24 protein-coding genes and 1 tRNA gene are annotated in these 19,981 nt (G+C 59.3%); 18 read left to right on the top strand and 7 right to left on the bottom strand.

Features of this window, described 5'->3' with window-relative positions:
- Positions 1–225 precede the first annotated feature (225 nt).
- Positions 226–1,221, top strand: a complete 996-nt coding sequence (argF, locus tag ACG2K1_RS04165; RefSeq protein ID WP_009425807.1) for an ornithine carbamoyltransferase — start codon at positions 226–228, stop codon at positions 1,219–1,221.
- A gap of 247 nt (positions 1,222–1,468) precedes the next feature.
- Here the strand turns inward: argF and clpB are convergent, their stop codons facing one another.
- Entirely contained in the window at positions 1,469–4,051 is a 2,583-nt protein-coding gene (clpB, locus tag ACG2K1_RS04160) for an ATP-dependent chaperone ClpB (RefSeq protein ID WP_395429364.1), read from the bottom strand.
- Between the two features lie 337 nt (positions 4,052–4,388).
- On the opposite strand from clpB, the gene ACG2K1_RS04155 reads away from it, so the two are divergent.
- The 4 genes from ACG2K1_RS04155 (at position 4,389) to ACG2K1_RS04140 (ending at position 7,965) form a co-directional block, all read left to right on the top strand.
- Positions 4,389–4,835: a peroxiredoxin gene (locus ACG2K1_RS04155; protein ID WP_009425804.1), complete on the top strand. Its 447-nt coding sequence runs from the start codon at positions 4,389–4,391 to the stop codon at positions 4,833–4,835.
- A gap of 4 nt (positions 4,836–4,839) precedes the next feature.
- Positions 4,840–5,715 (top strand): site-specific tyrosine recombinase XerD, encoded by an 876-nt coding sequence (gene xerD, locus ACG2K1_RS04150; RefSeq protein ID WP_094030935.1) that lies wholly within the window; start codon positions 4,840–4,842, stop codon positions 5,713–5,715.
- A gap of 282 nt (positions 5,716–5,997) precedes the next feature.
- On the top strand, positions 5,998–6,468 hold the full coding sequence (locus ACG2K1_RS04145) for a hemerythrin domain-containing protein (protein ID WP_395429363.1): 471 nt from the start codon (positions 5,998–6,000) through the stop codon (positions 6,466–6,468).
- Positions 6,469–6,516: 48 nt separating this feature from the next.
- The gene (locus ACG2K1_RS04140) at positions 6,517–7,965 is read left to right on the top strand and encodes an NAD-dependent succinate-semialdehyde dehydrogenase (protein WP_395429362.1); all 1,449 of its coding nucleotides are present in this window, start codon (positions 6,517–6,519) and stop codon (positions 7,963–7,965) included.
- 108 nt (positions 7,966–8,073) lie between these two features.
- Here ACG2K1_RS04140 and ACG2K1_RS04135 read toward each other — a convergent pair whose 3' ends face one another.
- A complete protein-coding gene (locus tag ACG2K1_RS04135; protein ID WP_009425799.1) occupies positions 8,074–8,250 on the bottom strand; it encodes a hypothetical protein in 177 nt (58 codons plus the stop codon).
- A 109-nt stretch (positions 8,251–8,359) separates the two neighbouring features.
- Between ACG2K1_RS04135 and queC the strand changes: the two genes are divergently transcribed.
- A complete protein-coding gene (gene queC / locus ACG2K1_RS04130) occupies positions 8,360–9,016 on the top strand; it encodes a 7-cyano-7-deazaguanine synthase QueC (RefSeq protein ID WP_395429361.1) in 657 nt (218 codons plus the stop codon).
- Between the two features lie 174 nt (positions 9,017–9,190).
- Here queC and ACG2K1_RS04125 read toward each other — a convergent pair.
- The 4 genes from ACG2K1_RS04125 to ACG2K1_RS04110 all read right to left on the bottom strand — a co-directional run bounded on the left by ACG2K1_RS04125 (position 9,191) and on the right by ACG2K1_RS04110 (position 11,368).
- Positions 9,191–9,276: transfer RNA gene (locus tag ACG2K1_RS04125), tRNA-Leu, on the bottom strand.
- 11 nt (positions 9,277–9,287) lie between these two features.
- A complete protein-coding gene (secG, locus tag ACG2K1_RS04120; RefSeq protein WP_009425797.1) occupies positions 9,288–9,632 on the bottom strand; it encodes a preprotein translocase subunit SecG in 345 nt (114 codons plus the stop codon).
- Positions 9,633–9,636: 4 nt separating this feature from the next.
- Positions 9,637–10,392: a triose-phosphate isomerase gene (gene tpiA, locus ACG2K1_RS04115; protein WP_009425796.1), complete on the bottom strand. Its 756-nt coding sequence runs from the start codon at positions 10,390–10,392 to the stop codon at positions 9,637–9,639.
- 106 nt (positions 10,393–10,498) lie between these two features.
- Positions 10,499–11,368 carry a lipid A biosynthesis lauroyl acyltransferase gene (locus ACG2K1_RS04110; protein WP_009425795.1) on the bottom strand — a complete coding sequence of 290 codons (870 nt, stop codon included), beginning with the start codon at positions 11,366–11,368 and terminating at the stop codon, positions 10,499–10,501.
- A 100-nt stretch (positions 11,369–11,468) separates the two neighbouring features.
- On the opposite strand from ACG2K1_RS04110, the gene rbfA reads away from it, so the two are divergent.
- The 12 genes from rbfA (at position 11,469) to ACG2K1_RS04050 (ending at position 19,229) form a co-directional block, all read left to right on the top strand.
- A complete protein-coding gene (gene rbfA, locus ACG2K1_RS04105; RefSeq protein ID WP_009425794.1) occupies positions 11,469–11,840 on the top strand; it encodes a 30S ribosome-binding factor RbfA in 372 nt (123 codons plus the stop codon).
- A gap of 1 nt (position 11,841) precedes the next feature.
- Positions 11,842–12,372: a hypothetical protein gene (locus ACG2K1_RS04100; protein ID WP_009425793.1), complete on the top strand. Its 531-nt coding sequence runs from the start codon at positions 11,842–11,844 to the stop codon at positions 12,370–12,372.
- Positions 12,373–12,541: 169 nt separating this feature from the next.
- A complete protein-coding gene (truB, locus tag ACG2K1_RS04095; protein ID WP_009425792.1) occupies positions 12,542–13,459 on the top strand; it encodes a tRNA pseudouridine(55) synthase TruB in 918 nt (305 codons plus the stop codon).
- A 195-nt stretch (positions 13,460–13,654) separates the two neighbouring features.
- Positions 13,655–13,921 carry a 30S ribosomal protein S15 gene (gene rpsO / locus ACG2K1_RS04090; RefSeq protein ID WP_009425790.1) on the top strand — a complete coding sequence of 89 codons (267 nt, stop codon included), beginning with the start codon at positions 13,655–13,657 and terminating at the stop codon, positions 13,919–13,921.
- Positions 13,922–14,040: 119 nt separating this feature from the next.
- Entirely contained in the window at positions 14,041–15,144 is a 1,104-nt protein-coding gene (locus ACG2K1_RS04085; protein WP_395429360.1) for a conjugal transfer protein, read from the top strand.
- Positions 15,141–15,608 (top strand): low molecular weight protein-tyrosine-phosphatase, encoded by a 468-nt coding sequence (locus ACG2K1_RS04080; RefSeq protein WP_395429359.1) that lies wholly within the window; start codon positions 15,141–15,143, stop codon positions 15,606–15,608. The genes ACG2K1_RS04085 and ACG2K1_RS04080 overlap by 4 nt, the downstream gene beginning before the upstream one ends.
- Positions 15,609–15,841: 233 nt before the next feature.
- Positions 15,842–16,102, top strand: coding sequence for an NGO_0222 family membrane protein (locus ACG2K1_RS04075; RefSeq protein WP_009425787.1), 261 nt, complete (start codon positions 15,842–15,844; stop codon positions 16,100–16,102).
- Entirely contained in the window at positions 16,095–16,688 is a 594-nt protein-coding gene (rdgB, locus tag ACG2K1_RS04070) for an RdgB/HAM1 family non-canonical purine NTP pyrophosphatase (RefSeq protein WP_009425786.1), read from the top strand. The genes ACG2K1_RS04075 and rdgB overlap by 8 nt, the downstream gene beginning before the upstream one ends.
- Positions 16,689–16,745: 57 nt before the next feature.
- A complete protein-coding gene (gene traF / locus ACG2K1_RS04065; protein WP_395429358.1) occupies positions 16,746–17,108 on the top strand; it encodes a conjugal transfer protein TraF in 363 nt (120 codons plus the stop codon).
- Positions 17,105–18,280 (top strand): radical SAM family heme chaperone HemW, encoded by a 1,176-nt coding sequence (gene hemW / locus ACG2K1_RS04060; RefSeq protein WP_009425784.1) that lies wholly within the window; start codon positions 17,105–17,107, stop codon positions 18,278–18,280. The genes traF and hemW overlap by 4 nt, the downstream gene beginning before the upstream one ends.
- A gap of 165 nt (positions 18,281–18,445) precedes the next feature.
- A complete protein-coding gene (locus ACG2K1_RS04055) occupies positions 18,446–18,781 on the top strand; it encodes a DUF4298 domain-containing protein (protein WP_009425783.1) in 336 nt (111 codons plus the stop codon).
- A 61-nt stretch (positions 18,782–18,842) separates the two neighbouring features.
- On the top strand, positions 18,843–19,229 hold the full coding sequence (locus ACG2K1_RS04050; RefSeq protein ID WP_009425782.1) for an META domain-containing protein: 387 nt from the start codon (positions 18,843–18,845) through the stop codon (positions 19,227–19,229).
- A 110-nt stretch (positions 19,230–19,339) separates the two neighbouring features.
- Here ACG2K1_RS04050 and ACG2K1_RS04045 read toward each other — a convergent pair whose 3' ends face one another.
- Entirely contained in the window at positions 19,340–19,960 is a 621-nt protein-coding gene (locus ACG2K1_RS04045; RefSeq protein ID WP_036495849.1) for a DUF2238 domain-containing protein, read from the bottom strand.
- Positions 19,961–19,981 lie beyond the last annotated feature (21 nt).

The following is a 19,981-nucleotide window of genomic DNA, read 5'->3' as shown; positions in this document are numbered from 1 at the left end:
GTTGACAATTGGTTTGCGAAGCGGATTTTTTGTCGGAAAGCGGCAGATGCAAGGCGAAAACGCGAGCCAATACCGCCATTGGCGAGTGTTTCCAACGCGGCAGATGCCGTTTTACGGCGAAAAAGCCGCCGCAATACCAAATGCCAACAGCCCCGGGCTTTCAGACGGCCTTTTATGGCCTGAGGCCGTCTGAAAGCGCAGCCAAAACCACCAAAAGGAGACAATATGAAACTGCAACAGCAGCACTTTCTCAAACTCACCGACTACACGGCCGACGAAATCCACGCCCTGCTGGACTTGGCCGCCGAACTGAAAGCCGCCAAAAAAGCCGGACGCGAAGAACAGCGGCTGCGCGGCAAAAACATCGCCCTGATTTTTGAAAAAACCTCCACCCGCACCCGCTGCGCCTTTGAAGTGGCGGCACGCGACCAGGGCGCGGGCGTCACCTATCTCGAACCGGGCGGCAGCCAGATCGGCCACAAAGAAAGCATCCGCGACACCGCCCGCGTCCTCGGCCGCATGTTCGACGGCATCGAATACCGCGGCTACGGCCAAAACGTCGCCGAAGAGCTGGCGCGCTACGCGGGCGTGCCCGTGTTCAACGGCCTCACCGACGAATTCCACCCCACGCAAATCCTTGCCGACCTGCTCACCATGCGCGAACATTCCGCCAAACCCCTGCGGGAAACGGCCTATGCCTATGTCGGCGACGCGCGCTACAACATGGGCAATTCCCTGCTGCTCTGCGGCGCGCTGATGGGCATGGACGTCCGCATCGGCGCACCGAAAGCCCTGTGTCCGTCTGAAAACATCATCGCCGCCGCACAGGACTTGGCCGCGCAAAGCGGCGCGCGCCTGCTGCTGACGGAAGACCCGCAAGAAGCCGTTGCCGGCACCGATTTCGTCCACACCGACGTGTGGGTGAGCATGGGCGAGCCGAAAGAAATGTGGCAGGAGCGCATAGACCTGCTGCGCGGCTACCGCGTCACCTCCGAACTGATGGCCGCCTCGGGCAACCCGCAGGTGAAATTCATGCACTGCCTGCCCGCCTTCCACAACCGCGACACCAAAGTCGGCGAATGGATCTACGAAACCTTCGGCCTCGACGGCGTGGAAGTGACGGAAGAAGTGTTTGAAAGCCCGGCCAGCATCGTTTTCGACCAGGCGGAAAACCGTATGCACACCATCAAGGCCGTGCTGGTGGCGCTGCTCGACAAATAAGGCTGCGGCAGGTAAAAGGCCGTCTGAAAAACCCGATTCGGGGTTTCAGACGGCCTTAACTCTTTCAGACGGCCTCAACTCTTTCAGACGGCCTCAGCCTTTTCAGACGGCCTTATCGGATATGAGGCCGGGCGTGTCCATTCTTTGCGTAATATTTTGTGTTTCCTGATAAAAAGGCCGTCTGAAAACCCCAAATCGGGTTTTCAGACGGCCTTTTACCTGCTCATGCAGCCTGTTCAAGCTCCAATCAGCTTGCGCGGGCAAACTTCAGTTCGCCGCCGTCAGCCTGAACGTAAATCGTGCTTTCGGGCGGATAGCGGCCTTCGAGCAGGGCGCGGGCGAGCGGGTTTTCGATTTCCGACTGAATCGCGCGTTTGAGCGGGCGCGCGCCGTACACGGGATCGAAACCCGCTTGGGCGATTAAGTCGAGCGCGGCATCGTCCACATTCAGACGCAGGTTTTGCGCGGCCAGGCGTTTTTCCAAGCCTTTGAGCTGGATTTTGGCGATGCTGCGGATATTGGCCTGGTTCAAGCCGTGGAAGACCACCACTTCGTCGATGCGGTTGATCATTTCGGGGCGGAAATGCTCTTTTACGTCTTCCATCACCACTTCTTTCACCGCTTCGTAATCCTGCGTGCCCATCTGCTGGATGTGCTGGCTGCCGATGTTGGAAGTCATCACAATCACGGTGTTTTTGAAGTCCACCGTGCGGCCTTGCCCGTCGGTGAGGCGGCCGTCGTCGAGCACCTGCAAGAGGATGTTGAACACGTCGGGATGGGCTTTTTCCACTTCGTCGAGCAGGATCACGCTGTAAGGCTTGCGGCGTACCTGTTCGGTGAGGTAGCCGCCTTCTTCGTAGCCCACATATCCGGGCGGCGCGCCGATGAGGCGGGCGACGGCGTGTTTTTCCATGTATTCCGACATATCGATGCGGATAAGATGGTCTTCGCTGTCGAACAAAAAGCCTGCCAGCGCTTTGCACAACTCGGTTTTGCCCACGCCTGTCGGGCCTAAAAACAGGAAGCTGCCGTAGGGTTTGTTCGGGTCGGCCAAACCGGAGCGGCTGCGGCGGATGGCATCGGACACGGCGCGCACGGCTTCGTCTTGACCGACTACGCGTCGGTGCAATACTTCTTCCATTTTCAAAAGCTTGTCACGCTCGCCTTCCATCATTTTGGCCACGGGAATGCCGGTCATGCGGGAGACGATTTCGGCCACTTCATCCGCGCCCACTTCGGTGCGGAAAAGTTTGTTTTGTTTTTTGCCGTCGGGGTTGCTTTCCGCCGCTTGCAACTGTGCGCCCAATTTCGGCAACTCGCCGTATTCGAGTTCGGACGCACGGGCGAAATCGCCTTGGCGTTTGGCCTGCTCGATTTTGAACTTGATTTCGTCGATCTGTTTTTTGATGTCGGCGGTGCTGCTGGACGCGGCTTTTTCCGCTTTCCAGATTTCGTCCAAATCGGCGTATTCTTTTTGCAGGCCGTCGATTTCTTCGTCGATGAGTTCCAAACGTTTTTTGCTGGCGTCGTCGCTTTCTTTTTCCACGTGCATCCGCTCCATTTTGAGCTGGATGATGCGGCGGTCGAGTTTGTCCATCTGCTCGGGTTTGGAATCGAGCTCCATTTTGATGCGGCTGGCGGCTTCGTCAATCAGATCAATTGCTTTGTCGGGCAGGAAGCGGTCGGTAATGTAGCGGTCGCTCAATTCTGCGGCGGCAACAATGGCGGGGTCGGTGATGTCGATGCCGTGGTGGATTTCGTAGCGCTCCTGCAAACCGCGCAGGATGGCGATGGTGTCTTCCACGCTGGGTTCGCCCACCAACACTTTTTGGAAGCGGCGTTCGAGTGCCGCGTCTTTTTCGATGTATTGGCGGTATTCGTCCAAGGTGGTCGCGCCGATGCAGTGCAGTTCGCCGCGCGCCAAAGCCGGTTTCAACATATTGCCCGCATCCATCGCGCCGTCGGTTTTGCCCGCGCCGACCAAAGTATGGATTTCGTCGATGAAAATCAGGGTGTTGCCGTCGTCTTTCGCCAAATCGTTCAACACCGCTTTGAGGCGCTCTTCAAATTCGCCACGGTATTTCGCACCGGCAATCAGCGCAGCCAAATCCAGCACCAAGAGGCGTTTGTTGCGCAGCGATTCGGGCACTTCGCCATTGACAATGCGCTGCGCCAAGCCTTCCACAATCGCGGTTTTGCCCACGCCCGGCTCGCCGATGAGTACGGGATTGTTTTTGGTGCGGCGCTGCAAGACCTGAATCGCGCGGCGGATTTCGTCGTCGCGGCCGATAACGGGGTCGAGCTTGCCGTCGCGGGCGCGCTGGGTTAAATCGAGGGTGTATTTTTTCAACGCATCGCGTTGGTCTTCGGCATTGGCATCGTTCACGTTTTGTCCTCCGCGTACCGCGTCAATCGCGGCATTGATGTTTTGTTCGGTCGCACCGGCTTCTTTCAAGATTTTGCCGGTGGCGTCGTTTTGCTGCACCAGCGCGAGCAGGAATAATTCGCTGGCAATGTAGGCATCGCCGCGTTTGACGGCGGCTTTGTCCATTAAATTCAACACTGCCTGCAACTCGCGGCTGGGCATGATGTCGCCGCCCTGGCCGGACACTTTGGGCAGGCCGTTCAGATGGGCGGCCAGTTTTTGTTTCACCTGCGGCACGTTCACGCCCGCATGCGCCAAGAGCGCGGCCGCGCCGCTGTTTGCATCGTCGAGCAGGGCTTTGAGCACAAAACCCGCTTCCAGATAGCTGCTGTCGGCGGCCAGTGCGAGGCTTTGGCCTTCCTGCAAAGCCTGTTGGAATTTGGCGGTTAATTTGTCGAATCTCATTTAAGGTCTCCTGTATGCGGAATGATATTGTCGTCGCAAGCTATATAGGGCGCGCTGTGGATAAGTCAAGCGTTAAGATAGGTAAACTGTGGATAAGTAGGTTATCTGAGAACCTGTTCGGAATCTCTGTGCGAGACGTCTGTCGGTGCAGATTGGCTGCACGGCAAGGCGCAAAACGCAGGCAATAGCGGGACTATTGTCAAGTTTTGCAACGCAGCCGTGCGGTCAAGATGCGCCGGCAGCGGCCGTATCAGAGACTTTGAACAGGTTCTAAAAACTTGCCCGCCGCTTTCAGACGGCCTACCATCGCGCTTTTTCCGCAAGACAACACGACATCATGAAATACGACTTCACCCTCCCCTCCTCCTCCGGCCAAGACTTCCGCGCCGCCGACCATCTGCCGCTTATCCTCTATTTCTATCCCAAAGACAGCACCCCCGGCTGCACCACCGAAGGGCTGGAATTCAACGCCCGCCTGAGCGAATTTGCCGCGCTGGGCTACACCGTCGCCGGCATCTCGCGCGACGGCGTCAAATCGCACCAAAACTTCTGCGCCAAACAAGGCTTTGCCTTCGAGCTGTTGAGCGATGCCGACGAAACCGTCTGCCGCCTGTTTGACGTGATCAAACTGAAAAAGCTCTACGGCAAAGAGTCCTACGGCATCGAACGCAGCACCTTCGTACTCGACAAAAACGGCGACATCGCACACGAATGGCGCAAAGTCAAAGCCGCAGGACACGCCGCCGAAGTGCTCGCCGCCCTGCAAGACAAAGAGGCCGTCTGAAACCATGGCCAACCCCGTCGAAGAGCTGCTCGACCACCTCTGGCTGCAAGAACGGCTGAGCCAAAACACCCTCGACGCCTACCGCCGCGACCTCGCCAAAGTGTCCGCGCGGCTGGCGGAGCAGGGCTTGGACTGGTTTTCCGCACAAAGCAGCGACCTTGCCGCCGCCGTCTACCATCCCGACGAAAGCCCGCGCTCGCAAGCCCGCGCCCTGTCCGCCTGCAAACGCCTTTACGGCCGCCTGCTCGAAACAGGCCGTCTGAACGCCGACCCCGGCGAACACCTCACCTCACCCAAGCGCGAAAAAACCCTGCCGCCCCTGATCGGCGAAGCGCAAATCGACGCCCTACTCGCCGCCCCCGACACCGGCACACCCCACGGCCTGCGCGACAAAGCCCTGCTCGAACTCATCTACGCCACCGGATTGCGCGTCAGCGAAGCCGTCCGCCTGACGCTAAACGAAGCCGACCTGCAACGCGGCCTCGTCTCCACCCTCGGTAAAGGCGGCAAACAGCGCATCGTCCCCATGGGCGAAGAAGCCGTTTACTGGCTCGAACGCTATCTGGCCGAAGCCCGCCCACAACTGTTAAAAGACGCCCGCCGCGACGAAATCTTCGTCAGCCAGAAACGCGTCGGCATCAGCCGCCAGCTTGCCTGGATGATCGTCGAAAAACACGCCGCCGCCGCCGGCATCAGCCACCTCAGCCCGCACGGCCTGCGCCACGCCTTCGCCACCCACCTCGTTAACCACGGCGCCGATTTGCGCGTCGTGCAGCAGCTGCTCGGCCACGCCGACATCACCACCACCGAAATCTACACCCATGTCGCCGCCGAACGTCTGAAAACCATCGTCGACGAACACCACCCGCGTTCTTCATAGCAAGAGGCCGTCTGAAAGCGCAGCTTTGTTGTAGCCAAAACCATATTTCCCTTTTCAGACGGCCTCAAAGTGCAAAAAGGCCGTCTGAAAAGCCCGTTACTGCATTTTCAAAAACGTCATTCCCGAACAGGCGGGAACGGCCTCAAAGCAGCAAAAGGCCGTCTGAAATCCATACTCCTCTTTTCAGACGGCCTCATTTGCCCCCGTCTGCAAACATTCCTATAATCCGCAACTTTCCAACCAAGCCGCGCCACAAGCGGCAAAACCACAAGGACACCGACCATGACCGACCTCACCGCCTGGCAGAGCGCCCCGCTTAACGACATCACCGCCCACATCGTCCCCCGCTACCACGAAACCCACCGCAGCCAGCTTGCCGACATGATCGAACAGGGCGAACAGCTTGCCGAAAGCAACCCCGACTTCCCCGAAGACTTCGTCCCCCTCGTGCAGGCCATCCAAAACGAGCTGCTCAGCCACATGATGAAAGAAGAGCGCATCCTCTTCCCCATGATCGAAAACGGCGCGGGCAGCGGTGCGGCCATGCCCATCCGCATGATGATGCACGAACACGGCGACCACCAGGGCGCCATCGGCCAACTCGCCGCCGTCACCGGCAACTTCACCCCACCCGAAAACGCCTCCGAAGAATGGCGGCAGCTTTTCGCCCTCGCCAAACAGTTTGCCGACGACTTGGCCGACCACATCGAACTGGAAGACAACATCCTCTTCGCCCGCACCCTCGCCGCATAAACCCAAAAGGCCGTCTGAAAGCAGCCTACCAAACGAGAAAGGAAAACCATGTCCGCCGCCGATGCCCTGCTGAAAACCCAATGCCTGATAAACGGACAATGGCGCGACGCCGACAACGGCCGCACCATTGCCGTCACCAACCCCGCCAACGGCGCAACCATCGCCGCCGTGCCCGACATGGGCGCAGCCGAAGCCCTGGTGGCCGTTGCCGCCGCCCAAGCCGCGCAAAAAGACTGGGCGGCACGCCCCGCCGCCGAACGCAGCCGCATCCTGCGCCGCTGGTTCGACTTAATGACCGAACACCAAGACGCCCTCGCCGCCATCCTCACCGCCGAACAGGGCAAGCCGCTCTCCGAAGCCAAAGGCGAAACCGCCTACGGTGCATCCTATGTCGAATGGTATGCCGAAGAAGCCAAGCGCGTGTACGGCGACACCATCCCCGCCCTCAACGCAGGCCAGCGCATCACCGTTATCCGCCAGCCCGTCGGCGTGTGTGCCGCGATTACCCCGTGGAACTTCCCCAACGCCATGATCGCCCGCAAAGCCGCGCCCGCCCTGGCCACAGGCTGCACCTTCATCGTCCGCCCCGCCTCGCAAACCCCGCTCTCCGCCCTCGCCCTGGCCGAATTGGCGCAACGCGCGGGCATACCCGCAGGCGTGTTCAACGTCATCACCGGCGATTCCCGCGCCATCGGCGGCGTGCTGACGGGCGATGCGCGCGTACGCAAATTCAGCTTCACCGGTTCGACCGAAACCGGCCGCAAACTGATGGCACAGTGCGCCGCCACCGTCAAAAAAGTATCGCTCGAACTCGGCGGCAACGCCCCCTTCATCGTCTTTGACGACGCCGACATCGACGCCGCCGTGCAGGGTGCAATCGCCGCCAAATTCCGCAACGCCGGACAAACCTGCGTCTGCGCCAACCGCTTCTACATCCAAAGCGGCGTCTACGACGAGTTCGCCGCCAAATTCGCCGCCGCCGCAGGCCGTCTGAAAACCGGCGACGGTATGCGGCCGGATACCGACATCGGCCCCCTGATCGACGAAGCTGCCGCCGCCAATGTCCGCCGCCTGCTCGACGACGCCACGGCAAAAGGCGGAAAACTCCTGTGCGGCGGCCTTTCAGACGGCCTCTTCTTCCCGCCCGCCGTTATCGCCGACGCCGCGCCCGGCATGGCCGTGTCGCGCGAAGAAATCTTCGGCCCCCTCGCCCCGCTGTTCCGTTTCGAGCACGAAGAAGAAGCCGTGCGCCTGGCCAACGACACCGAATACGGCCTGGCCGCCTATGTCTACACCCGCGACGCCGCCCGCCTCGTGCGCGTGTCCGAAGCCCTCGAATACGGCATGGTCGCCGCCAACACCGGCATGCTCTCCAACGCCGCCGCCCCCTTCGGCGGCGTGAAACAGTCGGGCATCGGCCGCGAAGGCTCGCGCTACGGTTTGGACGAATATCTGGAAATGAAATACATCGTTGCGGGCGGCATAGAAGCGGTTTGAAAACCTGTGAGGCCGTCTGAAAGCACAGCTTCGGCGCAGCCAAAATCATGAGGCCGTCTGAAAAACTACCAAAACAGTTTTTCAGACGGCCTCAAACCTGTGCAAAGCCTATTCGCCCTGCTCCCCTTCTTTTTTCACTGCCGGAGCAGGCCCCAAGCCGAGCCGTTTTTCGTAATCCGACAACTCCTTGTGATCCTTCTCTTCCATGCCGAAAGCACTCGCGTTCACCCATACCACCAACACGGCCACCACAATGGAGCACGCCGACATAATCGCCCAAAACATATTTTTCCTCTTTTGATTGTGTGTCAAACCAACCGCGCATTCTACGCCGATAAGCTCCCGCCGCCAAACCCGCTATAATCCGCCGCTTCCCAACACCGACACCGTTTCCATGAACCCGAAAAAAGCCCTCGTGATTTTCTCCGGCGGACAAGATTCCGCCACCTGCCTTTTTCAAGCCATCGACACCTACGGCCGTGAAAACGTTGAAACCATCACTTTCAAATACGGCCAGCGCCACGCCGTCGAACTCGAACGCGCACAATGGATCGCGCGGGATTTGGACGTAAAACAAACCGTACTCGATTTGAACCTGATGCAGCAGATTACGCACAACGCGCTGATGGACGACACCGCCGAAATTCAGACGGCCGAAAGCGGCGTACCCAATACATTCGTCGACGGCCGCAACGCGCTCTTTCTGCTCTACGCCGCGATTTACGCCAAAGGGCAGGGCATACGCCACATCATCGCAGGCGTGTGCGAAACCGATTTTTCCGGCTATCCCGACTGCCGCGACGTATTCGTCAAATCCATGAACGTCACCCTCAATCTGGCGATGGATTACGACTTCCAAATCCACACGCCGCTGATGTACCTCACCAAAGCGCAAACGTGGGCATTGGCCGACCGCCTCGGCCGCCTCGACTATATCCGCGAACACACCCACACCTGCTACAACGGCATCATCGGCGGATGCCACCAATGCCCAAGCTGTGTTTTGCGCGAACGCGGGCTGGCGGAATATCTGGCAGAGAAAGAAACCTGAACCGGACAAAAGCCAAAACGACAGACTGCTTCACAGAAAGGATTTTGAAGGCTGCGGGCAAGCGGCGGCAGGCAAACAACTGCCGCGCAACCGAAGCAAAAAAGAACCAACGTATCACGAAAGACAATGTTAGACATAAAAAAACAGCCCGAAAAATCGGGCTGTTTTTTATGTTGGTGCCGACAGCGAGACTTGAACTCGCACGATCTAGGATCACTACCCCCTCAAGATAGCGTGTCTACCAATTTCACCATGTCGGCTGGAAAGAAAATTATTTTTTTGTTTCGCCGGCATTACCCGCAGGTACTGCCGGTTGTGTTTTTGCAGGCGTGCTTTGCTGCACGTTGCTGAAATCGATCTGCTGCTTACCTGAATGACTGTATATGTAAGTCATTGCCAAACAGGTAGCAAAAAATACGGTTGCGGCGATGGCGGTGCTTCGGCTGAGAAAGTTGCTGCTGCCGGCAGAGCCGAATACGCCTTGTGCGCTGCCGCTGCCTCCCGAAAAAGAAGCTCCGGCGTCTGCACCTTTGCCATGCTGCATCAGAACGAGCAGGATAACAGTGAGACCGGCAAAGCCGTTTAAAATCATAATCAGGGTTTTGAATGCTTCCATAATTTCAGGCTTGTTCGGCTGCTTGGATAATGGCGGCGAATGATTCGTAGGAAAGTGATGCCCCGCCTACCAATGCGCCGTCGACATGCGGCACGCCGAATATTTCGGCGGCGTTTTTTTCGTTGACGCTGCCGCCGTAAAGAACGCGAACTATAGCATCGCTGCCGCACAATGACAACACTTCGTTGTAAATAAAAGCGTGCATTTGCGCAATTTGTTCTTTATTCGCGACTTTTCCCGTGCCGATTGCCCACACGGGTTCGTATGCGATGGCGAAATTGCGGGTGTTGAGGCCTTTTAAGACGGAAAGTTGGTAGATAACGGCTTCTTTTTCGCGGCTGTCTTCACGCTCTTTGAGGCTTTCGCCGACGCACAAAAGCGGCGTCAGCCCCGCGGCGAGGACGTTTTCGATTTTCAGGCGCTGGGTGTCGTTTTTTTCGTTGAAATAGAGGCTGCGCTCGGAGTGGCCGATTAAGACAATGTTGACGCCGATGTCTTTGAGCATTTCGGCGGACACTTCGCCGGTGTAGGCGCCGTTGCCGGGAAAGCGGCTGACGTCTTGGGCGCAGGTGCGCACGGAGTTGTTGGTGACGGACTGCAAAGCCTGGCGAACCTGTTGCAGATAAACGGCGGGCGGGGCGATGCCGATGCACACGTTTTGCTGCGGCGGCAGATTGCGCAGCCCGTGCAGCAGCATGTCGTTGTTTTGCAGGCGGCCGTTCATTTTCCAGTTGCCGACCACCCATTTTTTGTTCCACATATTACAAATCTCCTGATTTCGGGCGGGCGCGATTGTACCCGAATTTATTTACTCGGCAGAGGCCGTCTGAAACGGTTTTCAGAAACATCATTCCTGCGCCTTTCCCTCAATAAAACTCCGCTTCGCCTTCCGGCCGCGTTTTGAACCGCTTGTGCAGCCAGTAATACTGTTCGGGCTGTTCGCGCACGCGTGCTTCGATAAAGTCGTTCATGCGCTGCGCGTCAGCTTCGGGGCTGTTGGTCGGGAAGTTTTCCCAGGCCGGGTAGAAACGCAGTTCCACCGTGCCGTCGGCCTGACGCGTGGGGATGGCGGGAATGACTTTCGCGCCTGTGAGCGCGGCGATGCGGCTCAGGCCGGCGATGGTGGCCGTCTGAATGCCGAAAAATCTGACGAACACGGAATCCTTGCGGCCGAAATCCTGGTCGGGCAGATAAAGAAAGGGCGCGTCGCTTTTTTTCAACTGCTTGATGATGGCGCGCAAACCCTCGGTGCGGCCGATGAGGAACACGTTGTCGTAGCGGTGGCGGCCTTTGAGGATTTGCGCGTCGAGCGTCGGGTTTTTCTGGTGCGAATACATGCTGATCAGCGGCACGTCCTGATTGAGCGCGTACACCGCCAGCTCGAAAGCCGTAAAATGCGGATAAAGCAAAATCACTTTTTCGCCCGCCGCGAGCGCGTCGTCCAAATAATGTTTGCCGCGGTAGCGCACCAGCTTTTTCAGACGGCCTGCATTCCCGTACCAATACAAACCGTATTCCGCCAGCAGCTTGCCCATCTCCGCAAAATGCGCCTTCAACACCGCTTCGCGTTTTGCCGCATCCCATTCGGGGAAACACTTTTCCAAGTTGATGCGGCCGATACGGCGGCGCGGCGCGACCAAATAATAGGCCGCCCGCCCCAAAACCCTGCCGGTTGCCTGAATTGCGGCAAAGGGCAGAAGCTGGATCAGATAAAGCAGGGCAAACAGAATTTTCATGCGGGTTTTCAGACGGCCTGACAAACGGAAGGCGGGCATTATACGGCAATTGGGCTATAATGCGCCCCGCCTGAAAACGCCGAAAGATTAAGGAAAACGAATGAACAAAACCCGCAGGGGCTATGCCCGCCAAGACCGCGTCAAAGAACAAATCATGCGCGAGCTGGCCGAACTTGTGCGCACCGGCCTGAAAGACCCGCGCGCCGGTTTCATCACCATCAACGAAGTAGACGTCACCCGCGATTACAGCCACGCCACCGTCTACTACACCGTCCTTGACGACAGCACCCGCGACATCACCGAAGAAGCTCTCGAACACGCCAAAGGCCACCTGCGCAGCGAGCTGGCCAAACGCATCAAGCTGTTCAAAATCCCCGAATTGCACTTCAAATACGACAACTCCATCGAGCGCGGCATGAGCATTTCCCACCTGATCGAACAGGTTGCCGCCGAAAAACCCGTGGAAGACTGACATGGCACACCTTATCCTGCGCCCGCTCGAAGGGCTGGAAGTCGTCGGACGCGGCCGCCTCGATTTCGGCTGCCGTAAAGACGACGCCGTCTCCCTGCTCGGCGAACCCTGCCAGCAAAACGACCACGCCCTCTATTACGACCTGCTCGACTGCCACGTCTACTTCGACCCGCAGGGCATCGTCGACTTTTTCGACATCCCCGAAGGCCCTTTCCTGCAAAGCGGCAACAGCGTCGAAATCTACGGGCAAGACCCCTTCGCCCTGCACGCAGACGAACTTTACGCCCTGCTGGAACGGCACAACGGCGGCGGCAAAATCACAGGCGATGCGCCCTACTCCTACCGTTTCTGCGCCATCAACACCGCCATCTGGCGCGAAACCTACGAAGAAGAAATCCTGCAAATGATGGCCGAATACCCGCACGAAGCCGAACTGCTCGCCCACGAGCTGCCCAAAGGCCGCAATTATTGGAGCATAGGCATAGGCTCGGCCGAGTGTTACAGCAAAAAGCCCAAACGCTGCCTGCCCTGAATACCGCAGAGACCGTCTGAAAAGCGCAGTTTCAACGAAGCCGACACCCCGTTTCAACAAAAAACCGGTTTTCAGACGGCCTCAAACATAGCGACAAGACCAATCGGACAAGCCTCTGAAAAACACTACTCCCGCCGAATCCCGCCCTCCCTCCCCCATCGCTCGAACCATGAACACCAAACCCGCCAAACGCCCCGTAAACGGCGTGCTCCTGCTCGACAAGCCCGCCGGCCTTTCCAGCAACACCGCGCTGCAAAAAGCCCGCCGCCTCTACCGCGCCGAAAAAGCCGGCCACACCGGCGTACTCGACCCGCTGGCCACCGGCCTGTTGCCCGTGTGCTTCGGCGAAGCAGCCAAGTTTGCCCAATACCTGCTCGATGCCGACAAAGCCTACACCGCCACGCTCAAACTCGGCCAAGCCAGCAGTACGGGCGATGCCGAAGGCGAAATCGTCGCCACCGGCCGCCCCGACATCAGCCAAGCCGAATTTCAGACGGCCTGCGCCGCGCTGACAGGCGATATCCGCCAAGTGCCGCCGATGTTTTCCGCGCTCAAACACGAGGGCAAACCGCTTTACGAATACGCGCGCAAAGGCATCGTGATCGAACGCAAAGCCCGCGACATCACGGTTTACGCGATTGACGTAACCCGGTTTGCCGCACCCGAAGCTATTATTAACGTGCGTTGCAGCAAGGGCACTTACATCCGCACCCTCGCCGAAGACATCGCCAAACAGCTCGGCACTTTCGCCCACCTCACCGACCTGCGCCGCACTGAAACCGCCGGTTTCACCATCGCCCAAAGCCACACGCTCGACGACATCGCCGCACTCGACGAAACGGAGCGCGACGCGCTGCTTTTGCCCTGCGACGTATTGGTACGGCACCTGCCCGAACTGGTGTTGAACGACACCGCCGTCAATATGCTGCGCTGCGGCCAGCGTCCGCAGTTTTCAGACGACGTATCCGCCGAGCCGCCCTACCGTATTTACGATGCGGGCAGCCGCTTCATCGGCCTGGCCGTTTACCAAAAAGACATAGGCCGTCTGAAAGCCCTGCGGCTGATGAATACGGCGCAGACAGAGTAAGCCGAATGCGGGAGGCCGTCTGAAACCCGTCTTTCAGACGGCCTCTGACAAACGGACAAAAAAACGTGCAGGCGGCCTGCGGTTGCCGTATAATCCGCGCTCCGCCCGACGCAGGGCGGGTTTTTTCGGAGTCCGCACGGTTTCGGCTGTCAGGACTTGTCTGCCGCAAGGCTTTATTTTTTGGAGTATTTCCACATGTTGTCCATCGAACAAAAAGCGCAAATCGTCAAAGATTTCCAACGCAAAGAAGGCGATACCGGTTCGTCCGAAGTACAGGTTGCCCTGCTGACCTTCCGCATCAACGACCTCACCCCGCACTTCAAAGCCAACCCGAAAGACCACCACAGCCGCCGCGGCCTGTTGAAAATGGTCAGCGCACGCCGCCGCCTCCTGGCCTACCTGCGCCGCACCAAACCCGATACCTACCGCGAGCTGATTACCCGTCTGGGTCTGCGCAAATAATCCGCGTTTTGCAAACAGAGGCCGTCTGAAAACCTTTCAGACGGCCTTTCTGCCGCCCTACGCTCTTCCATTCCGCTATAATCCGCCGCATTTTGCACAGCACACCAAAGGACAAAACCATGACCGACCGCCGCTACCTGCCCGACACCCGCCCCTATCCCGCCGAAGCCGTCAAACGCGAGCTACTGATGCACGCCGTGCAGGCCGCAGGCAGCGGCGCACAGGCGAAACTGGCCGCCGAAGCCCTGCGCGCACAGATTTACGGCATGCTCTCGCAGAACTTCTATCTCAACCTGTCCGTCGCCATGAGCATGACCCCCAGCGAAACCGCCTACCGCCAAATCATGGCCGCGCTCAACGACGTCTTGCAGGCCAAAACCGACGACGAAGTGCAATGGTTTGCCCTGCCCGTCGTGCTCGTTGCCGGCTGCAAAAAAGAAGCTGCCCTACCCGCCGCCGCCCCTGCGCTCGAACTCTCCGCCTGCCTGGGCAACTACCCGCACACCCGCCCCTTCGCCCGCGCCACCTGGCTACCGCGCCTGCTTACCGCCGGGCAGATGGCCGAAATCAATGCCGGACAATGGTTCAAAGCCAAGCAAAACGCCGAAGCCGCCGCCGGATTTGCCGCCGCCCTGCCGCAAACCGAAAAACTGCCGCTGGCCGAAGGCCAGTCCGTCAGCGTCGCCTTCGCCCTCGGCTACGGCGGCCGCGAGCTGGCCGAATCGCTGGGCAAAAACCTGCAGGAAGCCGCCCTGCCGCTGATGCAGGTGTGGCTCGAAGCCCTGAAAACCCCCGGCGTCACCCTTTTCGCCAATCCCCTCTCGCCCGACAGCCCCACCGCCGCCCTCACCGACGCCAGCCATATGCGCCTGCGCATGGCCTTGGACGTGTTCGCCGCCAACTCCATCCGCTCCATCCGCATGCAGAGCCCGCGCGTCGGCGTCGTCATGGCCGCGCAGGAAGGCGGCCGCCTCGTCTTCGGCTTCAACGCCACCGAAAGCCAGTTTGAAATCCAGCCGCAAACCTTCTCCTGGCCGCTCTCGCCGATGGACAAAATCGAAATCGTCCAGCAAAACTTCCTCGACCTACTCGCCGAATGCCAAGTGGAAAACATCCGCCTGCTGCACGAACCCATAGGCGAAAACGAAGAGCTGCCCACCTATCCCCAAGCCCTGCGCCTCTCCGGCCACAACCCGCTTTACGGCGACGGCAGCGCGTCATGACCCGCGTCCTCTTCGTCTGCCTGGGCAACATCTGCCGCTCGCCGATGGCCGAATATGTTTTGCGCCGCCTCGCCGCCGAACGCGGCCTGTCCGACAAAATCCGCGCAGCCAGCGCGGGCACGTCGGGTTTTCACGACGGCGAAGACATGCACCGCGGCACAAAAACCGTTTTGCAGCGGCACGGCATCGACACAGGCGGCTTTACCAGCCGCAAAATCGAAGCCGCCGACAAACAGCATTACGACTACATCGTCGCCATGGACGACGCCAACCTCGCCGAACTCGAACGCCTCTTCGGTCGCCATCCCGACAAACTGTTCAAACTCACCGACCTCATCCCCGAATCGGGTTACAGCCACGTTCCCGACCCCTGGTACACCAGCGATTTCGACGAAACCTACGCTCTCGCCGAAGCAGGCTGCGCCGCCCTACTGGACAAAATCGCAGCGGATAAAGGTTTGTAAACAAGCGCCGCCGCATCCGCACGCGCAGACACGGCGGCGGAAACATTCAGGCCGTCTGAAAGCCGAAACCTAGGCTTTCAGACGGCCTTTCCTGTTGCCGCGCAAACAGAAATACGGGGAAAGCGTGAACAGACATAAGGCCGTCTGAAAACAGGGAACATGCTTTTCAGACGGCCTCAAACCCGCCGCGCCGCATCGGCTATAATGCCGCCTTTTGCCGACCCGACCACGCCATGACCAAACGCCGCGCCTTCCTGCTGCTCACCCTTTCCTTCACCCTTTTCTTTATCGCCCTTATCGGCGCGGGCGGCTGGCTGCTGTCGCAACACAGCCGCCAGTTTGCCGTCGCCTGCTTCCTCTTCGCCTTTGCCGCCGCCTTCGGCCAAATCACTTCCCTCGCCCTCTTCATCCGCGAACACGCCCGCGCCCAAGCGGCGCAGAGGCCGTCTGAAAACACCGTTCAAACCCAAGAAAACCGAGACCGCCATGCTTGAAAAAATCGTCCTCGCCAGCGGCAACGCCGGCAAACTCAAAGAATTTTCCCGCCTCTTTGCCGCGCACAACATCCAAATCCTGCCGCAATCGCAGTTTGACACGCCCGAATGCCCCGAGCCCTACCACACCTTTGTCGAAAACGCCCTCGCCAAGGCCCGCCACGCCTCGCGCCACAGCGGCCTGCCTGCCCTCGCCGACGACAGCGGCATCTGCGCCAACGTCCTCGGCGGCGCACCCGGCGTACAGTCCGCCCGATACGCCGGCGAAAACCCCAAATCCGATGCCGCCAACAACGCCAAACTCTCCGCCGAACTGGCAGACAAAGCCGACAAAAGCTGCTACTACGTCTGCGTACTCGTTTTCGTTCGCCACCCCGATGATCCGCAGCCCGTTATCGCCGAAGGCATCTGGCGCGGACAATGGCAGACCGAAGCCAAAGGCAGCAACGGCTTCGGCTACGACCCGCATTTCCACCTGCCCGAACACGGCCTCACCGCCGCCGAACTCGCCCCCGAAACCAAAAACGCCGAAAGTCACCGCGCCCAAGCATTGCGCGAACTGCTCACCAAAATCGCCGCTTTATAAAGCCAAAGGCCGTCTGAAACCCAACAAACTTTCAGACGGCCTCGCGCCCCCAAAACCATGCCCAAACCCACCGCCTCCGACTTGGCCGCCTTTGCCGGACACACCGCCGCCTTTCCCCCCGTCACGCCCGAAGAGCTGGCGCACATCACCGCGCACCAACACACCGCCGTGGTTTTCCTCGCCAAAGCAAGCTGTTCCTATTGCCGCCTCTTCGCGCCGAAACTCAAAGCCGCCGCCGAAAAAACCGGCGCAGCCGTGCGCTTCGCCGACAGCAGCGACAAAGCCGCATGGGCGGCTTTCCGCGCGCAACACGGCATCAAAACCGTACCCGCGCTGGTAAAAATCGTTTCAGACGGCGTTTCGGCCGTCTGTAACTCCAAATTGTCCGAACAAGACATCGAAGATTTTTTATCGTCATGACCCAAATCACCTTCCAAAAACCCGGCCATCTCGCCGCCCTGCCGCCCCTGTCGCTCTACATCCATATCCCGTGGTGCATCAAAAAATGCCCGTATTGCGACTTCAATTCCCACAGCCTGAAAAACGGCCTGCCCGAAGAAGCCTATATCGACGCGCTCTTGGCCGATTTGCAGACCGAATTGCCCAATATCTGGGGGCGGCCGGTGGAAACCATATTTTTCGGCGGCGGCACGCCCAGCCTGTTTCAGGCGGCCTCCATCGACCGCCTGTTGAGCGGCTTGCGCTCGCTGCTTCGTTTGCAGCCCGAAGCGGAAATCACGCTCGAAGCCAACCCGGGCACGTTTGAAATCGAAAAATTCAAAGGCTTCAAAGACGCGGGCATCACGCGGCTTTCCATCGGCGTGCAGAGTTTCAACGACACCATGCTCGGGCGGCTCGGGCGCGTACACAACGGCGGCGAAGCCCTGCGCGCCATCGATACCGCTTTGAAACTGTTTGAAAAAGTCAACATCGACTTAATGTACGCCCTGCCCGGACAAACCGTTCAGACGGCCTTAAACGACGTCAACACAGCCATCGCCACCGGCGCAGGCCACATCAGCGCGTATCACTTAACGATGGAGCCGAACACGCCCTTCGGCCATACGCCGCCCAGAGGCCTGCCGCAAGACGAAGCCGCGCTCGACATCGAAGACGCGGTACACGGCGCGCTCGGCGGCGCGGGTTTCCTCCACTACGAAACCTCCGCCTTCGCCCGCCCGCAAATGCAGTGCCGCCACAACCTGAACTATTGGCAGTTTGGCGACTACATCGGCATCGGTGCGGGCGCGCACGGCAAAATCTCGTTTCCCGACCGCATCGAGCGCACCGTGCGCCGCCGCCACCCCAACGACTACCTCGCCGCCATGCAGCGCAACCCTTCAGACGGCATCGAACGCAAAACCGTGTCCGCCGACGATTTGCCCTTCGAATTCATGATGAACGCCCTGCGCCTCGCCGAAGGCGTACCCGCCGCCCTGTTGCAGGAGCGCACCGGCATCAGCTCCGCCCGCATCATGGCGCAAATCGAAACCGCCCGCCGCAAAGGCCTGCTCGAAAACGACCCCACCGTGTTCCGTCCCACCGCGCAAGGCAGGCTGTTTCTCAACGATTTGCTGCAATGCTTTTTGTGAAGCAGCAACGCCGTAGTTTTTTTATTTTGCTTCACTATAGTGAGCCCAAATAAAAAATATACGGCGTTAGCTCGCCTTGCCGTACTACTTGTAATGTCTTCGGCTCGCTGCCTTGTATCTTTTTTATTTTGGCTCACTATATAAAAATACGAGAAAGGAAAAAACATGAACATCACCCCCGAACAGGCGCAGCGGCGCATCGATGAAATCCAAGCCCTCTACCGCCGCTGGCTCGATCTGCTGCCCGCGCTGGAAGATGCGCAGGCGCAATGGCGGCAGGCGGCAGACATCATGGCCGAACTCGACCGTTTTTACGCAACCGAATACATGCCCTACTGCAACGCGGTTTCAGACGGCCTGCCCGTCTCGCTGCACACGCAGGGCGAATACAGCGTATTGAGCGAAGACGCGCTCTTTAACGCCTTCGGCGACCATTACCGCATCGCCTGGCAGTGGCTGCGCCTGGCCACAGCCGCCCTCGACCCCGACAACCGCGCCTGAATGCCCGACACGCCACAGGCCGTCTGAAACCCTTTTTTCCACCAACTGCAAAGGAAGCATCATGAAAAAAACCGCCCTCGCCGCCCTGCTCGCCCTCTCTGCCGCCGCCGCATCGGCCGCACAGCCCGACGGCCGCTGGCAGATACTCGAAGCCGCAGGCAAACCCACAGACGGCGCCTTTATCGAGTTCGATGCCGCCGAACACCGCCTGCACGCAAGCGCCGGCTGCAACACCCTCAACGCCGCCTACCGCGTCACAAAAGGCCGTCTGAAAGCCCAAGCCGCCGCCTCCACCCTGAAAGCCTGCGAAGGCGACGCGATGGCACACGAAGCGGCCATCGCGCAAATCCTCGAACGCGGCGCGGCCTACCGCGTCAAAGGCAACACGCTTACGCTCACGGGCAGACGCGGCAAGGTGCTGCTGCGCGCCGAACGCGAAAGCGAATAAACGCAAACGAAAAAAAGCCTGCGGCAGCACCGCAGGCTTTTTTGTTTCCGTGTAGATTGTGATGCAGGCGGGAAACGGGGTTGCACTCCGCTGCCGCCTTGTTTTCGGTTTCAGACGGCCTCTGCCCGCCTGTCCGGCCGCAGCAGCAAAAACAGCACCAGCGAAGTCAGCGCCCCGAGCGTGTCGGCCAGCATGTCTTTTTGTGCGTCCCAAATATCGCCCTGCGAGCCGAGCACTTCGATGCCCGCCTGCCCGCCTTCGATAACGGCATACTGCCATTCGATGATTTCATAGGCCGCCGCCATGCTCATGATAAAAAACAGCGAGAAAAACAACGCCAGCGGCAAGCCCGCAAGGCGGCGGCGCAGCAGCCATTCGGCCATTGCAAAGGCGTAGAAGCCGATGATGTAGTGGCTGACGCGGTCGAAATGGTTGCGCCCCTCGCCCAACAGCGGCGCAAGCAGGCGGTTGGCGGCGTCGAAGGGTACGGCGGCAAAGGTATAGTGCGCGCCGACGGTGTGCATAAACAGCCACAGGCTCATCAGCAAATACGCCGCGTTGCTGAAACGGAAGCGGCGGTGCGTCAGCACCAGCGCGAAAAACACGGCCGACACAGGAATAATCTCGGCATACCACACGGCGCGGTCGAGCGGGGCAATGCCCGACCACACCATCAGCGCGGCCAGCGCAAGAGCGAGTATCAGGGGGAACAGGTTTTGCGGTTTAGACATGGGTTTCTTTCTGTTTTCAGA

Origin of the sequence: Neisseria sp. 23W00296 (assembly GCF_044772855.1) — a bacterium.
Lineage (GTDB): Bacteria > Pseudomonadota > Gammaproteobacteria > Burkholderiales > Neisseriaceae > Neisseria.
This window is presented reverse-complemented; position numbering and strand designations above follow the sequence as displayed.